28 protein-coding genes and 1 pseudogene are annotated in these 23,317 nt (G+C 61.3%); 17 read left to right on the top strand and 12 right to left on the bottom strand.

Annotation, left to right across the window (positions count from 1 at the left end; genetic code table 11):
* Nucleotides 1-6 precede the first annotated feature (6 nt).
* Together IC608_RS11545 and IC608_RS11540 are read right to left on the bottom strand one after the other, a co-directional pair.
* Entirely contained in the window at nt 7-237 is a 231-nt protein-coding gene (locus tag IC608_RS11545) for a hypothetical protein (RefSeq protein WP_191775536.1), read from the bottom strand.
* A gap of 2 nt (nt 238-239) precedes the next feature.
* Nucleotides 240-455 (bottom strand): hypothetical protein, encoded by a 216-nt coding sequence (locus IC608_RS11540; RefSeq protein WP_191775534.1) that lies wholly within the window; start codon nt 453-455, stop codon nt 240-242.
* A 107-nt stretch (nt 456-562) separates the two neighbouring features.
* On the opposite strand from IC608_RS11540, the gene IC608_RS11535 reads away from it, so the two are divergent.
* The 8 genes from IC608_RS11535 to IC608_RS11500 all read left to right on the top strand — a co-directional run bounded on the left by IC608_RS11535 (nt 563) and on the right by IC608_RS11500 (nt 8,133).
* On the top strand, nt 563-751 hold the full coding sequence (locus IC608_RS11535) for a hypothetical protein (protein WP_191775532.1): 189 nt from the start codon (nt 563-565) through the stop codon (nt 749-751).
* Nucleotides 752-873: 122 nt separating this feature from the next.
* Nucleotides 874-1,410, top strand: coding sequence for a cytochrome c oxidase assembly protein (locus IC608_RS11530; RefSeq protein WP_191775530.1), 537 nt, complete (start codon nt 874-876; stop codon nt 1,408-1,410).
* Nucleotides 1,397-2,515, top strand: coding sequence for a c-type cytochrome (locus IC608_RS11525; RefSeq protein WP_191775529.1), 1,119 nt, complete (start codon nt 1,397-1,399; stop codon nt 2,513-2,515). Before IC608_RS11530 ends, IC608_RS11525 begins: the two co-directional genes overlap by 14 nt.
* Complete coding sequence (gene coxB, locus IC608_RS11520) at nt 2,512-3,501, top strand: cytochrome c oxidase subunit II (RefSeq protein WP_191775528.1); 990 nt, start codon at nt 2,512-2,514, stop codon at nt 3,499-3,501. Before IC608_RS11525 ends, coxB begins: the two co-directional genes overlap by 4 nt.
* Nucleotides 3,498-4,562, top strand: a complete 1,065-nt coding sequence (locus IC608_RS11515; RefSeq protein ID WP_191775527.1) for a sodium:calcium antiporter — start codon at nt 3,498-3,500, stop codon at nt 4,560-4,562. The genes coxB and IC608_RS11515 overlap by 4 nt, the downstream gene beginning before the upstream one ends.
* A 4-nt stretch (nt 4,563-4,566) precedes the next feature.
* Entirely contained in the window at nt 4,567-7,104 is a 2,538-nt protein-coding gene (ctaD, locus tag IC608_RS11510) for a cytochrome c oxidase subunit I (RefSeq protein WP_248306354.1), read from the top strand.
* Between the two features lie 31 nt (nt 7,105-7,135).
* Nucleotides 7,136-7,480 carry a hypothetical protein gene (locus tag IC608_RS11505; protein ID WP_191775525.1) on the top strand — a complete coding sequence of 115 codons (345 nt, stop codon included), beginning with the start codon at nt 7,136-7,138 and terminating at the stop codon, nt 7,478-7,480.
* A 311-nt stretch (nt 7,481-7,791) separates the two neighbouring features.
* Entirely contained in the window at nt 7,792-8,133 is a 342-nt protein-coding gene (locus IC608_RS11500; protein ID WP_191775524.1) for a DUF1622 domain-containing protein, read from the top strand.
* Nucleotides 8,134-8,539: 406 nt separating this feature from the next.
* On the opposite strand, the gene IC608_RS11495 is transcribed toward IC608_RS11500, so the two are convergent.
* The gene (locus IC608_RS11495; protein ID WP_191775523.1) at nt 8,540-9,175 is read right to left on the bottom strand and encodes an HAD hydrolase-like protein; all 636 of its coding nucleotides are present in this window, start codon (nt 9,173-9,175) and stop codon (nt 8,540-8,542) included.
* On the bottom strand, nt 9,172-9,930 hold the full coding sequence (locus tag IC608_RS11490) for a DJ-1/PfpI family protein (RefSeq protein ID WP_191775522.1): 759 nt from the start codon (nt 9,928-9,930) through the stop codon (nt 9,172-9,174). Before IC608_RS11490 ends, IC608_RS11495 begins: the two co-directional genes overlap by 4 nt.
* A gap of 157 nt (nt 9,931-10,087) precedes the next feature.
* Between IC608_RS11490 and IC608_RS11485 the strand changes: the two genes are divergently transcribed.
* From IC608_RS11485 to IC608_RS11475, 3 genes are all read left to right on the top strand, one after another.
* A complete protein-coding gene (locus tag IC608_RS11485) occupies nt 10,088-10,246 on the top strand; it encodes a YjiS-like domain-containing protein (RefSeq protein WP_191775520.1) in 159 nt (52 codons plus the stop codon).
* 90 nt (nt 10,247-10,336) lie between these two features.
* Complete coding sequence (locus IC608_RS18350) at nt 10,337-10,762, top strand: FixH family protein (protein ID WP_191775518.1); 426 nt, start codon at nt 10,337-10,339, stop codon at nt 10,760-10,762.
* Between the two features lies 1 nt (nt 10,763).
* Nucleotides 10,764-11,912, top strand: coding sequence for a cytochrome-c peroxidase (locus IC608_RS11475; RefSeq protein WP_191775516.1), 1,149 nt, complete (start codon nt 10,764-10,766; stop codon nt 11,910-11,912).
* Nucleotides 11,913-11,921: 9 nt separating this feature from the next.
* Here IC608_RS11475 and IC608_RS18485 read toward each other — a convergent pair whose 3' ends face one another.
* The 4 genes from IC608_RS18485 to IC608_RS18620 all read right to left on the bottom strand — a co-directional run bounded on the left by IC608_RS18485 (nt 11,922) and on the right by IC608_RS18620 (nt 14,273).
* A complete protein-coding gene (locus IC608_RS18485; RefSeq protein ID WP_191775515.1) occupies nt 11,922-12,641 on the bottom strand; it encodes a helix-turn-helix domain-containing protein in 720 nt (239 codons plus the stop codon).
* Nucleotides 12,642-13,152: 511 nt separating this feature from the next.
* Nucleotides 13,153-13,365 (bottom strand): hypothetical protein, encoded by a 213-nt coding sequence (locus tag IC608_RS11465; protein WP_191775514.1) that lies wholly within the window; start codon nt 13,363-13,365, stop codon nt 13,153-13,155.
* A 6-nt stretch (nt 13,366-13,371) separates the two neighbouring features.
* Entirely contained in the window at nt 13,372-14,052 is a 681-nt protein-coding gene (locus IC608_RS11460; RefSeq protein ID WP_191775513.1) for an AAA family ATPase, read from the bottom strand.
* Between the two features lie 38 nt (nt 14,053-14,090).
* Complete coding sequence (locus tag IC608_RS18620) at nt 14,091-14,273, bottom strand: DUF6634 family protein (RefSeq protein WP_428055208.1); 183 nt, start codon at nt 14,271-14,273, stop codon at nt 14,091-14,093.
* 113 nt (nt 14,274-14,386) lie between these two features.
* Here IC608_RS18620 and IC608_RS18615 point away from each other — a divergent pair, with 113 nt between their 5' ends.
* The gene (locus IC608_RS18615; protein ID WP_191775512.1) at nt 14,387-14,722 is read left to right on the top strand and encodes a response regulator; all 336 of its coding nucleotides are present in this window, start codon (nt 14,387-14,389) and stop codon (nt 14,720-14,722) included.
* A gap of 379 nt (nt 14,723-15,101) precedes the next feature.
* Here IC608_RS18615 and IC608_RS11450 read toward each other — a convergent pair whose 3' ends face one another.
* The 3 genes from IC608_RS11450 to IC608_RS11440 all read right to left on the bottom strand — a co-directional run bounded on the left by IC608_RS11450 (nt 15,102) and on the right by IC608_RS11440 (nt 17,015).
* The gene (locus tag IC608_RS11450; RefSeq protein WP_191775511.1) at nt 15,102-15,302 is read right to left on the bottom strand and encodes a hypothetical protein; all 201 of its coding nucleotides are present in this window, start codon (nt 15,300-15,302) and stop codon (nt 15,102-15,104) included.
* Between the two features lie 765 nt (nt 15,303-16,067).
* Nucleotides 16,068-16,226, bottom strand: coding sequence for a transposase (locus IC608_RS18610; protein WP_428055737.1), 159 nt, complete (start codon nt 16,224-16,226; stop codon nt 16,068-16,070).
* Nucleotides 16,227-16,538: 312 nt separating this feature from the next.
* Nucleotides 16,539-17,015 carry a Crp/Fnr family transcriptional regulator gene (locus IC608_RS11440; protein ID WP_191775510.1) on the bottom strand — a complete coding sequence of 159 codons (477 nt, stop codon included), beginning with the start codon at nt 17,013-17,015 and terminating at the stop codon, nt 16,539-16,541.
* 374 nt (nt 17,016-17,389) lie between these two features.
* Between IC608_RS11440 and IC608_RS11435 the strand changes: the two genes are divergently transcribed.
* The 5 genes and pseudogenes from IC608_RS11435 (at nt 17,390) to IC608_RS11410 (ending at nt 22,754) form a co-directional block, all read left to right on the top strand.
* Nucleotides 17,390-17,956, top strand: a complete 567-nt coding sequence (locus IC608_RS11435) for an HdeA/HdeB family chaperone (protein WP_191775509.1) — start codon at nt 17,390-17,392, stop codon at nt 17,954-17,956.
* 242 nt (nt 17,957-18,198) lie between these two features.
* Nucleotides 18,199-19,215 carry an AI-2E family transporter gene (locus IC608_RS11430; protein ID WP_191775508.1) on the top strand — a complete coding sequence of 339 codons (1,017 nt, stop codon included), beginning with the start codon at nt 18,199-18,201 and terminating at the stop codon, nt 19,213-19,215.
* 173 nt (nt 19,216-19,388) lie between these two features.
* Nucleotides 19,389-20,278: pseudogene (locus IC608_RS18605) on the top strand (YihY/virulence factor BrkB family protein).
* 520 nt (nt 20,279-20,798) lie between these two features.
* Nucleotides 20,799-21,893: a PRC-barrel domain-containing protein gene (locus IC608_RS11415; protein ID WP_191775502.1), complete on the top strand. Its 1,095-nt coding sequence runs from the start codon at nt 20,799-20,801 to the stop codon at nt 21,891-21,893.
* 189 nt (nt 21,894-22,082) lie between these two features.
* Nucleotides 22,083-22,754 (top strand): PRC-barrel domain-containing protein, encoded by a 672-nt coding sequence (locus IC608_RS11410; RefSeq protein ID WP_191775501.1) that lies wholly within the window; start codon nt 22,083-22,085, stop codon nt 22,752-22,754.
* 162 nt (nt 22,755-22,916) lie between these two features.
* Here IC608_RS11410 and IC608_RS11405 read toward each other — a convergent pair whose 3' ends face one another.
* The gene (locus IC608_RS11405; protein ID WP_191775500.1) at nt 22,917-23,120 is read right to left on the bottom strand and encodes a hypothetical protein; all 204 of its coding nucleotides are present in this window, start codon (nt 23,118-23,120) and stop codon (nt 22,917-22,919) included.
* Nucleotides 23,121-23,317 lie beyond the last annotated feature (197 nt).

Raw genomic sequence — 23,317 nt, 5'->3', positions numbered from 1 at the left:
TGCCAGTCACCCGCCCCGTAGCCTCGGCGTGGTCACAACATAGCCGTCTGCAACCAGTGCTGCCTCTACACCGTCCACTGGCAATCCGATAACCGCATCGCCAGCATCGACGGTAGCGAAGTATCTCCACTCGACGTTCTGCAGGTGAGCGGGCACGGCAGCCTCTGGCGATGCTGGCAGCGCCAGAAGCGCAGTGGGCTCGCCGTTCTGCATCACTTCTGAGACAAATACGTTCACTCTCATCCCAAGTGTCGGGGCCTGTAGTTATCCAGCAGGGCTTTCTCGATGATGATCCCCCTAATGACAGCTTCGGCGGGCTCGGCGTTGATCGGCGCCACGTACAGTTTGCCATCGACCATTGCGTGCACCAGATCGCCTTCGATGAAGTAAGTAGCGCGGTGCTTCTCATGGCCCAGCTCGAGTTCGAGATCTTGCACCAATGATTGCTCGTCCATTTGCCTTACGTCCTCCGACATAAAGGAAGTGTAGGAAGGTCGCGGATCCCATCATTCACTTACGTTAGCGCCAGTCTCTGCAGGAGAACCTCGAGCTTCAGCCCGACGTGAAGAAAAAGCTGGACGAGGCTGGTGTGTTGCCGGCCGATGTCTTGGGAGCACAATTAAGCCAGGGCGGCGTGCTGGACCTGTTCGTTATTCCGGACTGGCTTTCGAAGCAATCGCCGGCAACAGCGGCCGCTGCAGCTTGGCGGCCGCTGCTGCTTGTCACAGGAGCCGACAGTTCTTGTGCCTAGGGCGCCAGCCGGAACTCGCTTTTGTGCCCCCAAGATGCAACTTCCGCGCCCTCTGTCGTGTTAGCCAGGAAACGGGACGGAGAGGCGCTATCCTGAACAGCTTTGGACCTTTGGCCGGCCATATGCTGCAGCACATCGTGCTGATGAATGTTGCCGTCCCGGTGCTGGCGTTGTTGGTGCCCTTGCGCGCCTTGCCGAAAAATCTCTGGCGCACGTGGCCCTGGGCAACGGCGCTCCAGGTGGTGCTTCTATGGGGGTGGCATAGCCCCGGGGTTCTCCCCGCTGCCTTGGGCAACACGGGGCTCATGATGCTCATGCACCTGAGCCTCACGGCCTGCGCCGCCTGGTTCTGGCTGGCGATCTTTTCCATGCCGCGCGATCGTAGCTGGAGGGCCATCTTCGCCCTTTTGATCACCGGCAAGCTGTTCTGCCTGCTTGGGGCCCTGCTGGTGTTCGCCCCCAACGTCGTCTTTGATCTTGCCGGATCAGGCCATACCCATCTAGCCGAGGAAGCGGGGAGCGCTCTGGGCGACCAGCAGGCAGCAGGCATGCTGATGCTCGTCGCTTGTCCGCTCACCTATGTCGGGGCTGGCATCGTGTTGGCGAGCCGGTGGTTCCTCGATCTCGACCGGAATTGGGAGGCCAATGCCGGAAGATAAGATCGTCAAGGATCGAAGACTGACGCGGTGGCAGCGCATTGGCGTAGCCAGCCTGCTCGTGCTGGCTGCCTTCATGATGGGTGGCGTCATCTTCGTGGCGTCGGGAGTCTACAATATCGGTGCCGACCGGGATCATTGGTCGGTCACCAACCTCATCATCACTATCTTGCGGGACCGCTCCATCGCCGCCGCCGCGGGCGATGTGAAGGCTCCACCTCTTGATGACCCGGATTTGTATCTGCTCGGCGAACAGCATTACGTCGGCGGATGCGCGACCTGCCACGGGACACCCGGCCAGCCCCTCAACCCCATCTACCGCAACATGCTTCCCAATCCGCCGGACCTGACCGGTGCATTCTCCCACTATAGTGCAGAGGAGTTGTTCTGGATCGTGAAGAACGGTCTCAAGTTCACGGGCATGCCGGCCTGGGCCGGAGAGGGCCGGAGCGATGAGGTGTGGTCGGTGGTGGCGTATCTGAAGCAACTGCACCAGACCCCGCTCAGTGGAGAGACCCGGCCAGAGCCGACGCTGCCTCGGCAACAGGAAGTCCGGGGGCTGGGGACGTTGCCCCTCGAAAACTGCGTTCGCTGTCATGGTGATGCGCAAACGGGCCCCGTGAGCGCACTCGTCCCGACGCTGCAAAATCTTCCGCAGGCGTACCTGAAACGGGCGCTTGAGGAGTATCGGGCTGGCACCCGCCCGAGCGGGATCATGGAACCCGTTGCTTACGAGATGACGGATGCCGAAATCGAAAAGCTGGCCGAATACTACACCGGCCTTCCGGTCGAGGCGCCCACTGATATCGCGCCCGGCCCCTTGCTGGAGCAGGGGCGCAGAATTGCCGAGAGCGGCGTGCCGGAACATGATCTTCCGGCCTGCAACAGCTGCCACAACGGGTCCTCGCCTCAGATACCGACCCTTGCGGGACAGTCGGCCCGGTACATCGCCAATCAACTTCAGCTTTGGCGCCAGCCGGACTATCGCGACACGCCGCCTTATGGCTCCCTCATGGCGAGCATCGCCCAAAGGGTGTCTGAGGATGATGCTCTGGCCGTCGGTGCGTACTACGCCAGCCAGCCGGCTGGCGGGACGGCGCCACCATGAGGGTGCTGAATATCCTCGCAGGAGCGATAGCGGTTGCAACGCTTGGCGGTTGCTCCACATCACAGTCTGCACTCGTTCCGCGCGGTGAGCAGGCGGAGCGCATCAACACCCTGTTCTGGGTGATGACGTCCGGCGGCGCCGTCATCCTTGTGCTGGTCTGTGTCCTGGCTGCCATAGCCATTTTTGGCTCCGCAAGTCTCCGCCGCCGCCTGTCGGGGGAGGCTCTGGTCAAGGGGCTGGGCATTGCCCTACCAGTGCTCGTCCTGACGCTTCTGCTGACCTACGGATTCCTCGTCCTGCGTGCTGGCGCCGTTCCCGAAGGCACCCAGACGAACATGCGCATCGCCGTGAGTGGCGAACTCTGGTGGTGGCGCGTCACCTATACCGACGCCAGCGGGACCAGGGTCGAAACGGCCAACGAGATTCACTTGCCCGTCGGCCGCCCGGTGACGCTTGAGCTTACCACCGCCGACGTGATCCACAGCTTGTGGGCGCCGAACCTCGCCGGCAAGCTGGACATGATTCCGGGACGAACGAATGAGCTGACCGTAACCGCCACCGAGGCCGGCGTGACGCGGGGCCAGTGTGCCGAGTACTGCGGGGGCGCACACGCCTTCATGTCGTTCCATGTCGTGGCGCAGCCGCCGGAGGAGTTCGAGGCGTGGTTGGCACAAGAAGCCTCGCCGGCAGATCCGGTCGAAGATCCGCAACTGCTGCGGGGGCAGGAACTCTTCCTCAACACCGGTTGTGGCGGCTGTCACGCGGTACGAGGTACGGCGGCGACCGGATCGATCGGGCCGGACCTGACGCATGTGGGGTCGCGGCGGTCCCTCGCCGCCGGCACGCTGCCCAACACGGCCGAGGCGATTGCGGCCTTCATCGTCAACAACCAGCACATCAAGCCGGAGAACAAGATGCCGGAATATGCGCTGTTTTCGGATGAGGAGTTGGGTGACCTATCGGCATATCTGGAGAGCTTGCGATGATCGACTTCGAAAGCGCTTCGATCTGGCTGAACGTTGCCATCTTCGCGGTCGCAGCCGTGGTGGTCTGGCTCGCTGGCTCGCGGATTACCGGCTATGCCAATGCCATCAGCACCAAGACAGGTATCGGTCAGGCGGCGATCGGCATCTTGCTGCTTGGGGGCATTACCTCCTTGCCCGAGATCGGCGCCACGGTGACTGGCGCGGCCACCGGAGCCTCGCTTCTGGCCATCAACAACCTGTTTGGGTCTATCGCGGCGCAGGTGGTCATCCTTGCGATCATCGACATCGTCATCGGCAAGCGGGCGCTGACATCGGAAGTGCCGGACCCGATGGTGATGCTTCAGGGCGGGCTGAATATCCTGCTGATCAGCATCGCCACAGCCGGCATCACCGTGGGCGACGTCCCAATCCTCGGCATCGGCGCCTGGGCTTGGGCCAGTGCGTTTGCCTATGGGTTTAGTGTCTACATTCTTGCCCAGTCGGAGGGTCGCCGATCTTGGGTGGCTGCCCGTGGCGGCCGGGAGGACACCAAACTCGAACAAGAGCAGAGCGAAGCCCAGAAGAAGGCCAGCAAAGAGCATGAGAACCTCTCGATGCGCCGGATCATCGCCTGGACGGGGGGGCTAGCTGCCGTCATTCTCGTGGCGGGGTATCTGTTATCACGCACCGGCGATGCGCTGTCGCAACAGACCGGGCTTGGGGGGAGCGCAGTCGGATTTGTGCTACTGGCATTTGCCACGTCGCTTCCCGAACTAAGCACATCCTTGAGTGCGGCCAAAACGGGCCTTTTCACTCTGGCGGTGTCCGATATCCTAGGCACCAACCTGATCAATATCGGCCTGATCTTCGTCATCGACCTGGTGGCACAGGGTGAACCTGTCCTTGCGCAGGCCGGCCCGTTTGGCGCATTCGGTGCGCTACTCGGTATCGCGGTGACAGCTCTTTTCGTCATCGGCATGGCCGAGCGTAGGGACAAGACCATCCTGCGGATGGGACTGGATTCATTGGCTGTCCTCGTCTGCTACGGCGCCGGTATCGTCATCCTGTTTTTTCTGCGGTGAGACCATGAGCGAGCCCGGCATGAACGACTTGCCCAATAGCGGCCCCCGCCCCGCGAGCGAGCTCGAGGATCTCAAGCGCATCTGGGCCACCCCGGGAGGTTTTCGCCTACTAACGGCCGTCAACAACACCGTCGTCGGCACGCTCTATATCGGCGCCGCGTTCCTCTTCTTCGTGCTCGCGGGCATTCTGGCGCTGCTGATGCGCACGCAGCTGGCGGTGGGCGACAACACCTTCCTCTCGCAGGACCTCTACAACCAGCTTTTCACCACCCACGGCACCACGATGATGTTCCTCTTCGCTGTCCCGGCGGTCGAGGCGCTGGGGGTGATGCTGCTGCCGCAAATGCTCGCGGCGCGGGACCTGCCGTTCCCGCGTCTGTCGGCTTTTGCCATCTGGGCCTACATCATCGGTGGCTTGGTGTTCTTCTCCACCATCTTCTACGACATGGCGCCCAAGGGCGGCTGGTTCATGTACCCGCCGTTGACGCTCAAGGAGTACTCCCCCGGCGACAACGCTGATTTCTGGCTCCTGGGCATCGGCTTCATCGAGATATCCGCGATAGCCGGCGCCATCGAAATCATCGTCGGCGTGTTGCGGACGCGCCCGCCGGGCATGACGCTGGCCAAGATGCCGATCTTTGCCTGGGCCATGCTGATCTTTGCGGCGATGATCGTCTTTGCCTTCCCGGCCGTGATCCTCGCCACCATGCTCCTCGAGATCGAGCGTACCTTCGGCTGGCCCTTCTTCACGGCGGCGCTGGGTGGCGACGCCTTGCTCTGGCAGCACCTGTTCTGGTTCTTCGGGCACCCGGAAGTCTACATCATCTTCCTGCCAGCCGCGGGTCTGGTGTCCATGATGATCCCCACCATGGCCCAGACGCCACTGGTTGGGTACCGCCTCATCGTCGTCGCGCTGATCGCAACGGGCTTTTTCAGCTTCGGGCTGTGGGTACACCACATGTTCACCACCGGCATCCCGGGCCTCAGCCTCGCCTTTTTTTCGGCTGCCAGCATGGCCGTTTCGGTTCCCTCGGGCATCCAGGTCTTTTCCTGGATCGCCACCATGGCCGCCGGGCGGCAACGCTTCCGCATCACCGTGCCGTCGCTGTTTATCCTCGGGTTTCTGTTCATCTTCGTCCTTGGCGGCCTGACCGGGGTCATGGTTGCCGTCGTCCCCTTCGACTTCCAGGCCCATGACAGCTACTTCATCGTGGCGCATTTGCACTACGTGCTGGTGGGCGGCATGGTGTTTCCGCTCTTCGCTACCTTCTATTACTGGGCTCCGCTGGTCAGCAGCCGCATGCTTTCGGAACGCTTAGGCAAATGGACGTTCGGGCTGATGTTCATCGGCTTCAACACCGCCTTCTTTCCCATGCACATCACGGGGTTGTCCGGCATGCCGAGACGCGTGTGGACTTATCCGGGGAACCTGGGCTGGGACATCCTGAACACCATCTCGACCGTCGGCGCGTTCATCATGGCCGCCGGTGTGCTGGTCTTCATCCTCGATCTTGTCCGCAACTTTCGGTTCGGTCAGGGCGGCGTACAGAACCCCTGGAACGCCGGCACGCTCGAATTCCTGCCCAACGACGTCTATTCCACCCGCTCCATTCCCCATGTCACAAGCCGCGAGCCCGTCTGGGATCAGCCGGGCCTTGCCGAACAGGTTGATCAGGGTCTCCACTACCTGCCGAACGCACCCACGGGGGGACGGGAAACGCTCATCACATCGGCCATCGAGGCCAAGCCGCAGTATGTCCTGCAGATGCCGGGTCCGAGCTGGAGCCACCTGATCGCCGCTGCCGGCACGGCCGCCTTCTTCCTGTTGCTGACCGTGAAGCAGGTCAACATCGCCATCGCGTGCGGCGTCCTGGCCATCGGCGCGTGCCTGTTCTGGACCTGGCAACTGGACCGGCCGAGCCAGGGGGAGGTTCAGGTCGCGCGCAACCTGCGCCTGCCGACCTACATCACCGGGCCGCTCTCGCACAGCTGGTGGGCGATGGTGGTGCTGATGCTGGTCTCGGCCTCGCTCTACCTCTCATACGTCTTTGCCTACCTCTACCTCTGGACCGTTTCCCCGGAAGTCTGGGCGCCGGCGGGGTCGCCGGGGTTGCCCGGGATCGCCTATCCGGCAATTTCGGCCACCCTTCTGGTTGTCGGGACGGGTCTGGTTATCGCAAGCGGAAAGATGCTGCCGCAGCCGGGGCGCCAGAGCCCTTCAGTGGCTGCCTTGCTGGCCCTGGCAGCCGCCGCGATGGTGGCCGCCATCGCCGTCGAGGTCTGGGGGCATCTCGGGACGGGCCTTGACCCCGCCGCCTCGTCATACGGCGCGATGGTCTTCATGGCTTCCGTGCTGGAGGGGCAGATTGCCTTTGCGGTGGTGATCATGTGTCTCTTTGCAGGCGCGCGGGCGGTGACCCGGCAACTCGACAGAGATCGCCGCGTCACCTTCGACAACGCCGCCTTGCTCTACTACTACGCCGCAGCGCAAGGCCTGTTCGGCTTGCTGCTCATCCACGGCTTCCCGCGATTGCTTGGGTGACATCATGGACGACAGGCGCTCATCGAGGCAAATGATCGGGACACTGATCTTCATCCTGACCGGCCCCATTCTGTGGGCGGCGGACCTGACCATCATCTACGGCGCGCAGTCCTCTCTCTGTGCTTTCGGAGCATTGCCGCCACAGATCGTTGGATGGCTGGTGCTTGCACCCTGCGTGATCCTGATGGGGCTCGTCCTTCTGGCACTGGCCAAGCCGAGCCCGGTGTTCCGCGGCCTGACTGGCGCGTCGCCGCCGCCGGAACAGTGGCCCTTCTTGCTGAGCATCACGCGGCTGCTCGGCGGAATCTCCGTGCTCGCGATGGTCTACTTCTCCATCGCTGCGCTCCTCCTGCCGGCCTGCGGGCAACTGCGGTGATGGGGCGTGATAGTTCCGCCTGGAAGCCCCGCCTCAAGTCTCCAGGAAAGGCCAAGACGTCTCAAAGATGCGGCGCCTCATCCTCGGCAATTGGGCAGCTTCATCCTGTGGCACCAAACGACACACTTCCCGTTATGCCCTATAGACTCGCAGAATTAAGCCCTGCCTCTTCGAGAGCGGTCGCTCGTCCTCGGCGACCATCACCGTCACGTTGTTCAATGCTGAGCCCCCGGCCAAACCCGCCGTCCTAATTTCAATGGTGCAACCGAGGTGCGTGCCTATGTGTTGGCTGGCAGGCGAACGGAGGCGAGATGGAGACGATTTTTGCCGGTACTCTGCACGGGACGACGAGGGCCATCGAGGCTTGTGGGGTGGCGGTTATCGTAATCGGCGCTATCGTGGCGGGCGTTACCTTTGTCCGTCACCGAAACGCTGAAAATTCCTACCGCGAACTCCGCTCCACGCTTGGTCGCGCCATCCTTCTGGGGTTGGAACTGCTCGTCGCAGCGGACATCATCAACACGGTGGCCATCGCCCCCTCTCTCACCAGCCTAGCCGTTTTGGCAGGGATCGTGGTGATTCGCACTTTCCTCAGCCTGTCACTGGAAGTGGAAATAGAGGGCCGCTGGCCATGGCAACGTCCGAAAACCTAGACGTGCAGGGCCGAGTCCACCGAGGGGAACCGTCCGTAGCAGGCGGGTGGAGCTGGCGTCCGCCGTTGAAGTGGCAGGCTTCCTCCCATGTACGACAACACGGGCCCGGCTACGGCACCGAAGCCGAACTGACCGCGCGCACCGAGATCGTAGCGGCTTTTGTCAGCCACCACTCGGTCAGCCCTTGGCGAGCTCCCGCGGCTGATTTCTGACCACGCCCGAAGTTGCCGGTCGGGAAACTTGAACCCCGTTATGGCCGTCGCCTTAAGCGGACCGACTGCTTTTGGAGAGTTCGAGGCGGCCTGAACGTCCGATAAAGGGCGTATCAGTCGGGTGTGGCGGCAATCAGTGCCCCGGTCCACCCACCAAACGACGGTGACGATGTTCGGCTGAACCAATGCAAAGCTTATTCAGTTCCCCCCACCAAAGCGGCAAGCTCTTCCACTTTGTGCACGGTGTGTGCGGGCCCGGCCACGCGCAGAGCGGCTTCGGTGGCGTAGCCCCAAGTGACGCCAACGGAGGTGAAGCCCGCCTTGCGGGCAGCGTCCACATCTCGGCCTTCATCACCGACGGACAGCACTTCTCGAGGGTGAAGCCGGAGCGTGCGGCGAAGGGCACGGAATTTGGCGGCTTTCCCAAAGAGCGAGGCGCCGCAGACATAATGGTCGACCATCCCGGCCGATGTCCCCAGCACGCGGCGCACTGTCTCCTCACCGTTGGAGCTGACGATAGCGATCCGCGCGCCAGCTCCCTTGACGTCCCGGAGCAGGCGAGGCACCCCTGCGAATAGGGGGATCTCGCCTGCGACCTGAGCACTCTGTCGGCGCAGGTCTTGAGCGATTACCGGCATCTGCCAGAAACGAATCCCGAGATACCGGACGATCTCCCGGCTGGGTTTGCCCCGGAGCATGTCGATCTCCTGTCGGCTCACTTGTTTGAAGCCGTGCTTGAGCGCAAGGCCGCCCAGAGTGCTGATGAACCAGGGCGCGCTGTCGGCGAGGGTCCCGTCGAAATCGAAGATGACGAGCTTGTACGCCGTCATTGCCGCATCTCCAGCTTTCGAGCTTCAGCTACGAACGGCGCCAGGTTCGTCTGGAGCAGGTCCGCGATTTCAGGACGCGCGGCCTCGAGTGTGCCACCGACGATCGGCGGTTCTGGAGCGTACTCGGAAACCAGCACGCCCGCCTCGGCGAACTGGCGACCGCCGAGCTCTTCAGCCAAGGTTATGCCGAAGTCGATCCCAGCTGACACGCCGGCACCTGTAATGACGTGCCCATCGCGGACGACCCGTTCTCGCACCGGGGTGGCGCCAAAGCGCTCCAGCACTGGCACTGTCACCCAGTGGGAGGTGGCGCGCTTGCCCTGGAGGGCACCGGCGGCGCCCAGGATCAGCGAACCAGTACAGACGCTAGTGACGTAGCGCGCGCGGGAGGCCCGGCTGGAGACGAAGTTGAGAACGCGCTCATCGCGCGCTGCAGCGATCGTGCCGCCCATGCCGCCCGGGATGAACAGCACAGTCAGATCGAGAGGACAATCGTCCATGGTGATGGTCGGCTGAACCATAAGGCCGAGGTCGGACGAAACCGGAGCAAGATCGTGCTGGGTCGTGACCACATGTACATTGGTCGCCGGCAGGTTGCCCAGAAAATGATGGGGCCCCACGAAGTCGAGCGCCGTAAAGCCGGGGTAAACGAGCATGCCGATGTCATTCGTGCCGGGTGACGCAGGTGCAGCACGGGAGAGGGCGGGAAGCAGGGGCAGTGCAAGTGCAGACAAGATGAGTGAGCGGCGGTCCATGGCTGTTGTTCCTCGCAGGTGAACGGTTACTGGCCCCCACAGTAGAAGTTCGCGGCACGCTCCGGCTTGAATAAAAAGGCTACTTCGGCAGCCTCTTTGTTCAATTGTCCCGAGTGCCGGCTTGCTAGGTCCCGTTGCGTCAAAACGGAGACCTCACATGCCTGCCTTTCCCATCTTCAACCAGATTGCGGCGCGTCGCAGACGGCGCATAACGGCGCTGGAAATCAGCGCTCTTCCAGAGCATCGCCTCGCGGACCTCGGCCTGTCGCGGCTCGATCTCGTGGACGCCGCCCGACAGCGACACACCCGGGTATAGCCAGAGCATCGCACCGCGGGCGCGTCTCAAGCCGGCGGCTTCCCTCTGGCTCCGCCCAATCAAACCACATCCCTAACAAAGAGAAGAACAGTGTTCCAAAAGCTCTGGCTCATTCCTGCCGTGCTCCTGGTCGCCGGCGGCATCGCGTTCGCGGCAACCCGGTCCACACCGCCCGCCGACCTCGACTACAGCCTCTCCCACCTCTCGAAGGATGGTCACTACCAGGTCACGCTCGTTCCCGGCATCGATCCGGTGCCTGTGGGCAAGATGCACGCGTGGCTGGTCGACGTTACCGATGCCGCCGGTCAGCCGGTAGACGCTGACATCGTCATCGATGGCGGCATGCCCCAGCACGGCCACGGTCTGCCCACGGTCCCGGCGGTTACGGGCAAGGATCATCACGGCCGCCACATCGTCGGAGGCATGAGGTTCAACATGCCCGGCTGGTGGGTGCTGAAGGTCGAGATCTCGGGTACCGCCGGCGTCGATACGGCAACGTTCAACCTGGCGCTGTGACATGGACAGGAAGTTAGCCCTTTTCAGCGCTGCGGCCATCCTCGCGGCAATGACGGCAGGCATGCTCGCCTCTGTTCCGCGCGATGCGTCCGTCCGGTGGACGGATCGGGAGCTGCAGCTCATCTCCTCTTTGTCCCTGTCCGGCCTTCCCGAGCTGCCGCCGGACCCGTCCAATGCCGTGGCCGACGATCCTCGAGCCGCAGTCCTCGGGCGCAAGCTCTTCTTTGACACAAGGATGAGCGGCAACGGGAAAGTGGCCTGCGCCAGCTGTCACCTTCCGGATCGGCAGTTCCAGGATGGTATTCCGCTCGGGCGGGGCATCGGGGAGACCGCGCGGCGGACCATGCCGATCGCTGGCACGGCCTACAGTCCCTGGCAGTTCTGGGACGGGCGGGCGGATAGCCAATGGGCGCAAGCCCTTGGGCCGCTTGAGAACCCCACCGAGCACGGCAGCAACCGCCAGGCCATCGTCGAAGTCGTGGCGGCGAATTACGCCCAAGAGTTCCGCGCGGTCTTCGGCGCAGAGCCGGTCGAGCTGCCGCTGGACCGCGCCTTCGCCAATGTCGGCAAGGCAATAGCAGCCTTCGAGCGCACCATAGTGCCGCAGAAGTCCCGCTTCGACCTGTACGCCGACGCTGTTTCCAGTGGACAGCCCTCCGACGCATTGACTGCGCAGGAACTCACCGGCCTCAAGCTGTTCATCGGTGCGGGCAACTGCGTCAACTGTCACAACGGGCCGCTCTTCACCGACAATGATTTCCACAACACCGGCGTGCCCGCCGTTGCACACCTGCCTCCAGACACCGGGCGGGCCGGCGGCGTGGCGATCGTCCAGCGCGATCCCTTCAACTGCCTTGGAGAGTTCAGCGACGCCAAGCCTGAGGTGTGCACGGAGCTCACCTTCATGAAGTCGGAAGGCGAGGAACTGGTTCGCGCCTTCAAGACCCCCTCACTGCGAAACGTAGCGGCGAGGGCGCCGTTCATGCATGCCGGGCAGATGGCCTCTCTAGCCGACGTGGTCACGCACTATAGCGAGGCGCCGCTCGCTCCTGAGGGACACTCCGAACTCGAGCCGCTTGACCTCTCCCAGGAAGAGCAGGATGCCCTGGTGGCCTTCCTCGTCACCTTGAGCAGTGAAGCCCCGAGATGACCACACCATTCACATCACGCTCGAGGTCTGCATCTCGATCTGCCCGCGCTGAGCGTGGGTGGGAGCAAAACCAAACATGCGTTGGCAGGTCCGCGTCAGATGGGCCGCGTCAGAAAAATTGGCGGCGTGGGCGGCCTCAGTCCAACTGCTTCCTGCAAAGCCCAGCTGGAGCGCCTTGTTGAGGCGCGCCCACAATACGTAAGCCCTGAAGTGGAGGCCGGTCTCGCTGACGAACAGGTGCCGGAAACGACCCTCCGACAGGTTCACGATGCCGGCAATTTCACCCAACGTCAGGGGTTCATTGATCCGGCGATGGATTTCGGCCACCGCCCTTTCGATCCGCGGGTCGGTTGGCGTGGCGAAGCTGGCGCCGTCGATCAGCAGGGTGAAGCAACGCTTGGCGGCGGCCATCAAGGTGTTGGTGTCTGCTCCGGTGAGAAAGGCATGCTTGAGTTCAGCTGCCAAGCCACCGGTCGTATCGGCGTCGAGCGGCGTGATCGTCCTGGCGTTGAGCCGGCCGGCGATCATCCGCCCCACAGTGGACTCCGGATCGCAGAACAGATTGGCAACCAGATCGCCCGGAGCCTGGAACGTATGCTCGAAGTTTGGGGGTATGAGTGCACCCGAGTAGTGTATCCAGTCAGCATCCCGTCTTGTTCTGAACTGGCAGGTCCCGGTCAGCGCCAGCCCCAGCTGGATGGCGTGATGAGCGTGATAGTCGCTTGTCACATGGGTCAGGCCAATCCAGAGGCTACCGCCTTCCCAAAACAAAGCTTTGCCTGGAGGAGCTGTAACCATCAAAGGTTTGCCTGCCTATAATATCGGCGATTGCTTGATCTTAGGGCGAGATCAGGCGCCCAGCAATCTGGACAAAGATTTGTCTCAGAGGTGAATGGTCCGCTTGGCGCAAGGCCGCGCCCGACAGGAGCGGCTGCCTTTGGTTCGGCAGTTTCCTCACATTGTGCCCGGCAGCGTAAGGGGTGGGCGTACCGGCCTTTGTCGTCGATACCCAATGCGACGCAGTTCTGAAGTGAAGATTGGAACAGTAAATGGCGCGCATACTGCTGGACAAATGGATGCGCCGCTGTCCGCTTCTAGGGCAGTCACAGGGCGCCTTGGATGTCCAAATGGTGCGCGTTGCGGACATCGGGACGACACCTTCGCTCACCTCCCCGCTGTACTGCTAGCAAGCTGCAATGATCGCAAGCTAGTAATACAGCAAGACAGCGCGCGATTCGGATTACGAGTCCACCTGCAGCTTGGCGAGGAGGTCGCCCACGGCCTCATCGAGAAGGCCCTGCAGGTTCGTATGACGGTCGAGTGCGAGGCGGTGCAGCATGTCGCGCCTTTCGCGGGACAGCCGGTAGCAGATCTGAGCGCGTGCTTCGGTCTCTTCTACCAGGTCAGGCGCGATTGCGGTTGCGCGGAGAGACGATTTCGGCGGCGTGTTCATCGGCATTTACCTCTTCCACCTGCAAATGGCCGACCACAGGCGTTCGTAGTCGGTACGGGCCGGGGCACCGGCCGACAGGTCGGCAATCGTCATGCCGCGATGGATCAACTCCGGGTAGGCGAGGCGGTGGGTGATCTGGTGGCGCCAAAGAGTCGCGCCTGCAGATTTGAGACGCTCACGCGCGATACGGACAGCTGGGGACTCCATATCAAGGCGCAGAGGTGGCGCGGCGGTGAGCGCGACCAATGGCGTTGTGTGGGCGTTCTTCAGGACGTGCACCCACTCCAGAGCCAAAGAGATATCGAAGAGAAACGGACGGGCGCAGATCAGCGACATACCGGCCCTCTCGGCAATGGCGGTGGAGCCGCTGTAGCGAGCCGGTGGATTATCAATGACTACCACATCGTAGCGTGTTTTGGCGCGTTTCAGCAGCGCGGCAACTGCGCCGACTTCGGTGCTGTGCACGGCAAAGGCAGGGTTTGCGCTCACCGCATGCCATTCGCTGGCCGAACGCTGCGGGTCAGCGTCGAGGACTATGGCGCGGCGGCCCTCGGCGGCCGCCAGGCTCGCTAGGGCAAGTGCAGTCGATGTTTTGCCCGAACCGCCCTTACCCAGAGCGCGAGGACAATGGAACTGTTTTTGGTCATGGTCATCCTTTCCTCGGCAATGTCGGAGGAAGCCTGGCAAGGAACAAATGCTTGACCCACCGGCATACCGGCTTGCTGTCAATCGAGCATGCTCGCTTGATCACTTTGGGGCTGGTATCCGAGCCTGGGGTCGAGCCGATAGTAGCGGCTGATGGTTCGCGCCCACCCGGTCTGTTCATCGGCTGCAAGAACCGCCGAGGTGGTGATGCAGCCGTCCTGCAGCAGGGGATGGCCGCTAACGAAGCCGACTAGGCGGAACAATCCGCCGGGCAGGGCTGGACGGCCCAGCCAGTCAGGAGCGGTGCGTCGGCCAGTTCCGCCGCGCCGGGTACAAGCCCGGCCTTGATGCGCGCCGCCATGATGCTCTCATCGCCATGGACATCGAAGACATCCTCAAGAGCGTCGGGTGCCAGTGTGTTAGACTGACCGCGGATTTTGGTGGCGCGTTTTCATTGATGGCCAACCAGCGGTATGACCTCGTCACCCTCGACCTGGGCCTTCCTGACCAACAAGGTGAGGCTTTGGCGGAGGCGCTGCGGGTAGCGTCAGTCCCGATCTTGTATATTTCCGCTTGGAGCGCATCGGAATATCCTAACGCACCCCAGGCACCGTGGGTATCTAGGCCTTTCACCAACTCTGACCTGGTGCAAGCCGCCCTCTCCGCCTCGCCAAGGCCGCCGGCCGCGGCTTTTGGGCCGGCCGGACTTTAGCTTGACGTTCCCCGGCGGGTCGGATCGGTCCGCCAACCTAATCGAAAAAACCTTTGGAGAGCTTCCGGCGGCTTCGCGATGCGGACCCGCGTGAGGCGGATGCCGAAGACGGCCGCAGGTAATGCATGGCGGGCGTGCCCAACGAGATCGCAGGACGGGAGCGGGCACAGCCCCACCTGTGGTAGTTACGGGTTTCTGCGCGACGCCCTGGAGCGACGGTAGGTGGAGCTGAGTGCTCCTAGGGAACCATGTGCCGCTGAGGCACTCATCGGCGATAGATGGGGTAATCCTCGATAGCGCTGGGGCCATTCTTACGCTGGAGGATTCAGACGATACAACTTAGCGAGGGGGCTCGCCGTGCCGCGAGCCCCTCTTGCAATCAGTCACCCGAAGGCGCCTCTACATAAATGACCGGTGGTTCGCTCACTTCCGCCGCGATGACCTGCTGAACGCCAAAGCCCTGCGCTTCCAGCGCCCTTACGATCCCTGGGTTGGCGGCGACCGCCTGCTGGGCGTCAGGGTCGGTCGAAATTTCTGGGCATTCCACTGCGACGACCGCTGCCTCATCGGCTGTTGCCAAAACCCGAACTTCCTCCCGGGTCAGCGTACCAAAAAGCGGGGTTAAGCCTGCTGTCAGGCTACAGTCTGCTGTCGCAAACGGCGCACCCCCACCGGACCGGGTCGCGCCGGCCAGTTGCCTATTCGCTGCTGGTGCTCCCGCCGCCCTGGCGGCGACAGCCGCGATCCCCCCAATTGAGCCGGTAACGGTGGCGTCGCAGTTATCGTGCTGGTGGCCCGGTGCGTCGTTGTCAATGTGGCCCTTCCCGCCACACTTGTGCCCGTCCTCGGGACCAGCCATTTGCGAAGTGCTAGAGCTAATCGAGGCTGTCGACGCAGAACCACTTCCGCCGTTGCCAGAGTTGTTCCCCGGTCCAGCGTTGGAGTTTGCGCTCATGGTGCCACCAGTTGCTCCGGGCGCAGAGTCACTGGAATTGTTGCCAGGGCCGGCGTTCGGGTTTCCGCTCATCGCGGCACCGGTCGAGCCAGCGCTGGGGTTAGCGTGCTCCTGGGCGCTAGCCCCGGTTAGAGGCGCAGCCAGCAGGGCGGCACATAAAGCAATGGCGGATGTAGTCCTCAAAGCGGCGACACGCGTGATTTGAGCTCCTGTTTCGTGGTAGCTCAATAATAAGTCCTAGCGAGGAATGTTCCCGAAGATAACGGGATGATATTGTAGCTTAAAATTTTGTTAGGATAGCGTCAGGAAGCTGCAACATTGGGCAAAACAAGGCCATGATCAGCACTGGAGACCCGCGACCTCCACGCATAATTGATGAATGATGCGGCACTACAATTCTTCGGCCAGTGGCAGCAATCGGCTCGGCAAAGCACGGTCACCGATGGAGTTGACCAACTTCTCGACAGCCTTCCGCTTCCACTGCGTGATCTGGTTGGGGTGAAGCTGGTGCTTTGGTGCCAGCTCGGAGATCGTCCGCTCTCCGCGGATCGCCTCAAGCGCAATCTAGGCCTTGAACGCGGTCGAAAACCGTTTGGGTGTCTTCATTGTGAATCGTCTCTCTCATCAGTCGATCCACCTTAAACCTTCGTCTGAGAAATCGGGACCACCTCACCTGGAAGCTGGCGTGTCGTATGAGACCAACGCCGTCGAGCGTCCAATGGGATCGGCGCCATGCGTGGTTTTGGCCCGGGGTGGGCGCGTCACCGCCGACACCAGAGCGAGCCCTTTGACGTGGCTCGAGCTTCGCGCAGGCAGCATCGATGATTCCACGTTTCCAGCCGCGTAATTCAATTAGTCATCTCAGCACCCGGCAACATGCAAGGCTTGTAGGTGAGTGGTGCCGGTCAGAAGCCGTGCGTAATGCTTCTCGGCGTCACCATAAAGGGAGCCGCACAGGGCCTGCAGTCCAACGCGATCAATAACTTCGACGCGGGCCCGACTACAGCGCACCAGTTGGTCGGCGTGTAAATCGGCGCACGCAGCGCTTACTGCTGGTCGTGTCGCTCCCAGCATCGAGGCCAAGGTCGCGTGGGTAATCCGCAGGTGCCCTCCCTTCGCGCGGTCGTGCATCATGAGGAGAACCCTGGCCAACTTCCTGTCCAAAGTGGCTTGAGAAGTCGCCGCTACCGTGGCGCGGACCTGATAGCGCAGCGCCTCCACGTACTTCAGAAAATGAAGTCTGAGATCAGGCGCACTAGCAAGAGCAGCTTCGAATGCGTCCGCTGGAATCTCAGTTGCCGTTCCGGAAATGCGCGTGATCTTGCTGAAGGCGGCCAACCTGCTCCCCAACACCAAGCTAACGCCCGTCATTCCCTCGAAACCGACGAACGCTACGTCCGAACACTTCCCTGCTTCAGGGCCGGCGGTAAGGGATAGTACGGCTGTTTCCGGAAAGTAGACCGACGAGATGCAATCCCCGCTGCTTTCGATGACCTCACCCCTCGACAGGGACACCCTGTGGAGATGCGGCATCAGCATCTCAGAGTGTAGAGCGTCCAGACCGTTGATGATGTCGTTTCTCCATGGCCACCTCATTGATGGTCCTGTCCTCTTCGGCGGTTGCTAAGTCTTCCTGGAGACACTTCGGTCACCTTACCGATAGCGGCCCGAACCCCGACCCGTGGAAGCCGTTGCCCTTGGGGTCCCGCGACATGGGGTCCAGCAACAAAGTTCTTTTCACTGTGGAGGAAAACATGAATCGAAGCCATCGCCTATCCATCATCGCAGCGGCCGCGAGCCTTTCTCTTGGCGGCGCCGCAATCGCCCAGGATAAAGCGGCCACTGCAACTCCTGACGGCAAGCCTGCAATAGATCTAACCTGCGCAGAGCTCTCCACCCTGGACACGGCCACTGTGCCGGGCGTGCTTTACTTTGTCGCCGGATACAAGGAGGGCGAGCGCAAAGCTGCCGAGGCCGGAAGCCCTGCTGCCGACAATGCGGCGTCTGACGCTTCAGACCAGGAGGCCAGCTCCGGTGACGACGAGGGGAGTTCGGAGACTTCAGCCGATACAGCTGACACGAGCTCAGACACGTCTGGTTCGGACATACAGATCGGGAGGATTTCCGGCTATTTCAACATCCCAGTAGAGGATGTTGTTGTGGCCTGTGACGCGGACCCTGCCCGCAACTTGGGTGACATCCTCGACGAGAAAGCTGGTCAGCAGGGTGACTCCGATACCGAGACGGACTCCGGCGAGTCCAGCAGCTCGAGCAATTAGCCAACAGACACGTCAGCCAAGGCTCCAGGCACGACGTAAGGCAGGGCCAGTAGGCCCTGCCGGCTTTTTCTGGGCCGAGCAATATGTCGCCGGCTACAGCGAAAAACGCTAAGCGGCGGCGACCATCGACACCGTTGGAACGGCGTGGGGTACGCGCTCCGCTACCAGCGAGGCGCTAGGTCTGCCGGAGTATGCGGATCCTCCGGCAGGCCTGCCTTTTCGCACAACCCCAGGAGCGCAGAGTGGATTCAGGACCCATCCCGTTGGGCTGGCTGGCCCGAGCTACCTTTGTTGTCGCAGCTGTTCTTAGCCTCTTTTGGCTCTCGTGGCTGTTGACCCACGTGTTGTTCCTCTTGGTGGGGGCGCTTGTCGTCGCGGTCATCTTGCTGGCTCTTCGCGATCTTCTCACGCGGTTTCTGCGCCTGACAAGGAAGTGGGCTCTAGGGGGAGCCGTCCTTCTCCTGGCTGTAGTATTTGCGGTGTTCTTTTTCCTGATGGGCAGTCAGATGGCTGGCCAGTTCACTGCACTGCAGGAGAAATTACCTGCGGCTATCGACAGCATCAGGAATCGCTTCGGAGTGGACGTGCTCGCGCAGCTCCGCACCGCGCAGATCAACTGGATGCCGCACATTGCCGGCTACTTCCCGGACCTGATTGGCGCACTTGGCAGCATCGTTTTCATTCTCGTGTCGGGCGTATTCCTGGCCGTCAATCCAAGAATGTACAAAAAAGGCCTACTGACACTCCTACCGGTGCCCAGACGCGAACCGGTTGGCAAGGCCCTTGACAGTGCCGGGTACGCACTGCGGCTCTGGCTGGTCGGGAAAATCATCACGATGGTGGTCATCGGTGTCGTAACGACAGCGGGATTGTCCCTGATCGGCATACCGTCGCCCCTAGCCTTGGGTTTCCTGGCCGGGCTTCTCGAGTTTATTCCCTTCCTGGGTCCAATCTTGGCGTTCGTCCCGGCAGGTGCGGTAGCACTATCTGCCGGCCAGGGCAGCTTCGTGTGGGTCTTGGGCCTCTACGTGGTCATCCAGCAGCTGGAGAACAATCTCCTAGTACCCCTAGTGCAACAGCACACGGTAGAACTTCCGCCAGTGCTTGGTATGTTCGCCGTCGTTTCCTTTGGCCTATTGTTTGGCCCAATCGGGGTCATTCTCGGCGTCCCTTTGGCCATCATCATTCTTGTGCTGGTAAAGGAGCTATACGTTTCGCAGGCTCTCGGTGAAGACGTAAGTATCCCGGGTCGAGAGTAGCGAGGTTAGTCGGTGAGAGCGCTATCCGGAGCATACGCTCGGACGATGGGAAGAGATGATGTGTAATGCAACTCACAGGTTGACTGATGTTGTTCCCCGGGTTTTCCATCTGCGAGGCAGCTTGAGCACGGAGACTGAACGTGGCCTCCTCCGAGGGAGTGTCCGCTCGTGCGATGGATGAGCAGGAAAGGCCGATGCCCCGAAGCGGTACATCGCCCCAGAGGAGCGGTGGGTTCGTGAGCAAGTGCAGGCTCGTTCTGATGATTGCATCCGACCTCTGGCGGATCGAAACGTCGACCCACTGCGCTGGTGTAGCCTTCTTCACTTTCCTGTCGGTTTTCCCGGCACTGGTATTCATCGTCGCTCTGTCAGGCCTCCTGCAGGAGCAGCCTCGCCTGACCCAGTTTGTCAACGGCCTGCGGTTCGTCTTGCCGGACTCCGCTCTTTCGGTCCTGACGTCGCGCATTCACGACTTGCTGGCCGGATCCAACGAAACGCTCGGTTTTGGCCTTGTCACTTCAGCGGCGGTGGCTCTTTGGACCGGCTCGCGGGCCTTTCGTGGCCTGCTCTTCGCCCTTTCTGTGGTGCAACCCGGGCCACGCAGCCGCAGCGCGCCCATGCGGTGGTTAGTGTCCTTGCTCTTCATGTGTGCCGCAGCCGTTTTCCTAATTGTCGGCATAGTTGGGGTCGCCCTGGTGCCTCCATTGGCGGGTGCGCTGGGGGTCGCGCCCCGGCTGATATGGCTCCGTTGGCCGGCGATGCTTTTGTGGCGTTCATATCGTTCTGTGTGCTGTATCGATGGGGACCCGAGCAGCACGCATCCACCTTGGCTGTGGTGACGCCAGGAGCGGCGACAGCCTCCGTCCTGTGGGGAGGTGCTAGCTTCCTTTTCTCACTGTACACCGAAAGAATCGTCCGGCTGGAAGAAACGTTCGGTTCGGTTACATCGACAGTGGTGCTCTTGCTCTGGCTCTACTTCTCGGCTCGCGCATGTGTGTTGGGCGCTGTCGTGAATGCGCAGAGGCAGAAAGGGCGCTGCGTTCCGAGTTCAACCGGCTGTTGAACCTGAGGAAGTCCGGAGGCCAAAAAGCCTATGGCGATGTTCTTCAAAGTGCGCTGTAGAGGGGGCTTGTGGGCTCCGCAAGATGGTGGGAATCACGTAATTCGCATCCTGCCGCAAGGAATGATCGAACCGGCCTTCGGATCGCCGCAGGCGGGGCGGTGCCGCTCGCTCGAGGCTAGCGCGATGCTGATGGGTCATGTGCCGAGAAGGAGTACGGCCATCGAGCATGCATCGCCGGCCCGAGGATACCAGCGCGAAGAATGTGTAGCACCGCATATCAACGTATCAAAGCCGATGCGCTCTTTTCCGGATGCTCTCCGAGCAAGATAAAAGAACCGGGATGGGGCCCGCCAAAGGGCAATTAGCGTCGCGGGGGTTAGGTTTTTCCTACAGCACCGGGCATCAAAAGGAAGTGTCCCTTTTGTCATCGAGATGACGGCAACGACCTTAGCCGACTCCGGTTATCCGGTCAGCCTGCCAACGCAGAGCTTTCCGTGTAATCAAGAGAGGAGACGCAAGCATGCTACGCACAAGCACCGCCATCGCCATGATAGCAGCTCTAGGTGTGACACCCGCACTTGCGACCACCTGGACTTTCGACCAGATCGACAGCGACGACAACGCAGAACTGACCTCGGTTGAGTTTGGTTCTGTCGCTTCCGAAGCGGTAAAGTCGCTCGACACCAACGACGATGGGGTAGTGAGCGCAGAGGAATTTGAAGCGAACCATCCGGAGCTCGGCATAGATGTGTCTCAGCCAGTCGCCGAGTGGGACGCTTCGGGCGACGGATTCCTCGACGAGAATGATTTGCGGGATGGCATGTATGGCGCCTATGACACCAATACTGATCAGGTTTTGGAAGAGAGCGAATTCGACCAGTTCTCCGTGGCCGACGCTGGCGAAACTGCCGGGGGGGGCGAGTCGGCTTCCGAGACCTTGCAGTCGAACCGCATTATTGGGCTCGCCGACTGGAATTACTCGTCCATTTACAACGGCGGTATCAGCCTGGACTGGCTGATCGGAAGCGACGCGCTCAATGAAGCCGGCGATGACCTTGGGCAGGTCGAGAATGTCTTGCTTGCACCTGATGGCAAGGTGCTGTCGATCGTGGCAGAGATCGGCGGTTTCTTCGAGTTGGCCGACACCCATGTGAACATTCCATGGGACAAGGTTGAGATGGCCGATAACGGCGTTATCGTGCCAGTCACCGCAGATAATATCGAGGATTATTCCCTGTTCCAGGACGAGTATCTGCGGCAGCAGGACGCCGCCTCCAACATCCAGAAGGTGGAAGGCGACGGGCCGGGGGAGGTCATTACAGGACCCCGTGTGTGGAGAGCCACAGAGCTCATTGGGGATTACGCTCGCATCCAAGAAAATGGCATCTTCCGTGGGTACGGCATAGTTGACGATGTTGTCATCGCAGATGGTCAGGTGTCCGCGACGATCATCTCGCCTGACGGCGTCGGTGGCTACTATGGATACCCCTATTACGGGTCGAACTGGGATGTGGGTAGCCCGTATTACGACCTGCCGTACGAGCGCTCCGAAACAGGCAACCTCGAGCCGTTCAACTACGACGAACTCGACGCGACCCAACCAAGCGAAGGGTAGTCTGAGCCCATCACGGCGTCGGGCCATCGACTATTGGGTCGGCGGCCCGGCATGCTCCGGCGTAGCAGGTAATTACGGTGCCACCCCTAGGTCCCGGCTGGGCCTCCGGCATTGTGGTCGTCAGGAAGCCAGCCTTAGAAGTCCCTGAAGGCACCGCACATCCAAGGCATTTCGAACTAGGAGATCATCGTGAAAGCATATGCCATAGCCTTTTCTTCAGTGGCGCTTCTGGCCTGGCAAACTCCGCTAGCAGCGCAACCGACGCGATATGAGGCCTGTACAACGGGCATCAGTGTCGAAGGCTTGATTGATGATCTGGATGTATATGGGCCTGGGGCCGATCCGGTTGGCGAAACTGAAGATCTTATCATCGACGATAGCGGCCGTGTCCTTGCTCTTCGTGCAGAACTCGGTGGTTTCATGGGGCTGGGAGAAACACACGTAAGTCTACCTTGGAGGACTGTAGAGGTTGGCGAAACCTGGGTCAGATCATTGGCGCTTGCGGAGGGGGTGGAGGGTTTGACGCCGCTGTCCGATCAGGCACTCGTTCAGGAACTGGTTGGTTCAGGCAACTCTGAAACTGCTCATGCATATCGCGCCTCCGAATTGATCGGAGATTTCGTGAGGACTGCAGATGGTGATGATGGCTTTGCCAACCTCGGCGTCGTCGATGATCTGCTCATAGACAAAGACCTTGTTAAGGCCGTCATCATCGCGCCTGACGCAGGTCTTGGCTTTGCGGAGAAGTACGCGGTGCCGTTCGACGATTATCTAAAAGGGGGGTGGACACCCGCGTCGACGGCTTTTGATCTGGCGTTCCAACAGAACGAAGTCGAGCAGATCGAAGCCTTTGACTGCTAAGGCGAACTCAGCAGGACCGGCTCTTACCCAACCACCGATCAGCGTGGGCACGCTGGCTCAGGAAGGTGCAGCCGACCGGGCGCCTTTCCATGGAACGAATATCACCGACCTCGAGACCTCTGTGTTCCGGAGCTTGAAGTGAGGATGGTGAGTCCCGCCACTTTATCCTCGCAACGGGGAGTAGGGCCGGTCCAAGAGGAAGACCTCGTCGGTATCTTCGATCTTAAACTCGCGGTCGCCGACCATTTTGAGCGGACGTCCGTCCGAAAGCTGCATTCTCTTCAAGCCATCCGCCTCCACTTCATAAACAGTCACCGAGGCGCCTCCTGCTGCGGTTGCTTCGTAGGTGCTGATGATCTTGTCCACGTGACCTCTCCCTCGGCATAGTTTGGCAGTCTATAGGGCATAACGGGAAGGTCGGCGTTTGGTGCCACGGGATGAAGCTGGACACCCGCAAAAACCCTCGCGCCTTTGATGCTGTCGTGATTCACTGACGATGCTTGATCATGGAGCATCGTCATGGACCCACAGTCGCTGTTCAGCCTGAACGATCACCTGGAGGC

Origin of the sequence: Devosia oryzisoli (genome assembly GCF_014837245.1) — a bacterium.
Classification (GTDB): Bacteria; Pseudomonadota; Alphaproteobacteria; order Rhizobiales; family Devosiaceae; genus Devosia; species Devosia oryzisoli.
The sequence above is the reverse complement of the archived record's forward strand: the minus strand, read 5'-3'. Positions and strand labels throughout refer to the sequence as shown.

Bases quoted from the DNA above. Each gene is read 5' to 3' on its own strand.
- IC608_RS11490 (WP_191775522.1), bottom strand. From the start codon at position 9,930: ATGGACCGCCGCTCACTCATCTTGTCTGCACTTGCACTGCCCCTGCTT.
- IC608_RS11505 (WP_191775525.1), top strand. From the start codon at position 7,136: ATGATCGGGACACTGATCTTCATCCTGACCGGCCCCATTCTGTGGGCG.
- IC608_RS11415 (WP_191775502.1), top strand. From the start codon at position 20,799: ATGCTACGCACAAGCACCGCCATCGCCATGATAGCAGCTCTAGGTGTG.
- IC608_RS11515 (WP_191775527.1), top strand. From the start codon at position 3,498: ATGATCGACTTCGAAAGCGCTTCGATCTGGCTGAACGTTGCCATCTTC.
- IC608_RS18615 (WP_191775512.1), top strand. From the start codon at position 14,387: ATGGACATCGAAGACATCCTCAAGAGCGTCGGGTGCCAGTGTGTTAGA.
- IC608_RS11525 (WP_191775529.1), top strand. From the start codon at position 1,397: ATGCCGGAAGATAAGATCGTCAAGGATCGAAGACTGACGCGGTGGCAG.
- IC608_RS11485 (WP_191775520.1), top strand. From the start codon at position 10,088: ATGCCTGCCTTTCCCATCTTCAACCAGATTGCGGCGCGTCGCAGACGG.
- ctaD (WP_248306354.1), top strand. From the start codon at position 4,567: ATGAGCGAGCCCGGCATGAACGACTTGCCCAATAGCGGCCCCCGCCCC.
- IC608_RS11540 (WP_191775534.1), bottom strand. From the start codon at position 455: ATGGACGAGCAATCATTGGTGCAAGATCTCGAACTCGAGCTGGGCCAT.
- coxB (WP_191775528.1), top strand. From the start codon at position 2,512: ATGAGGGTGCTGAATATCCTCGCAGGAGCGATAGCGGTTGCAACGCTT.
- IC608_RS11530 (WP_191775530.1), top strand. From the start codon at position 874: ATGCTGCAGCACATCGTGCTGATGAATGTTGCCGTCCCGGTGCTGGCG.
- IC608_RS11475 (WP_191775516.1), top strand. From the start codon at position 10,764: ATGGACAGGAAGTTAGCCCTTTTCAGCGCTGCGGCCATCCTCGCGGCA.
- IC608_RS11495 (WP_191775523.1), bottom strand. From the start codon at position 9,175: ATGACGGCGTACAAGCTCGTCATCTTCGATTTCGACGGGACCCTCGCC.
- IC608_RS11500 (WP_191775524.1), top strand. From the start codon at position 7,792: ATGGAGACGATTTTTGCCGGTACTCTGCACGGGACGACGAGGGCCATC.
- IC608_RS11435 (WP_191775509.1), top strand. From the start codon at position 17,390: ATGGGGTCCAGCAACAAAGTTCTTTTCACTGTGGAGGAAAACATGAAT.
- IC608_RS11465 (WP_191775514.1), bottom strand. From the start codon at position 13,365: ATGAACACGCCGCCGAAATCGTCTCTCCGCGCAACCGCAATCGCGCCT.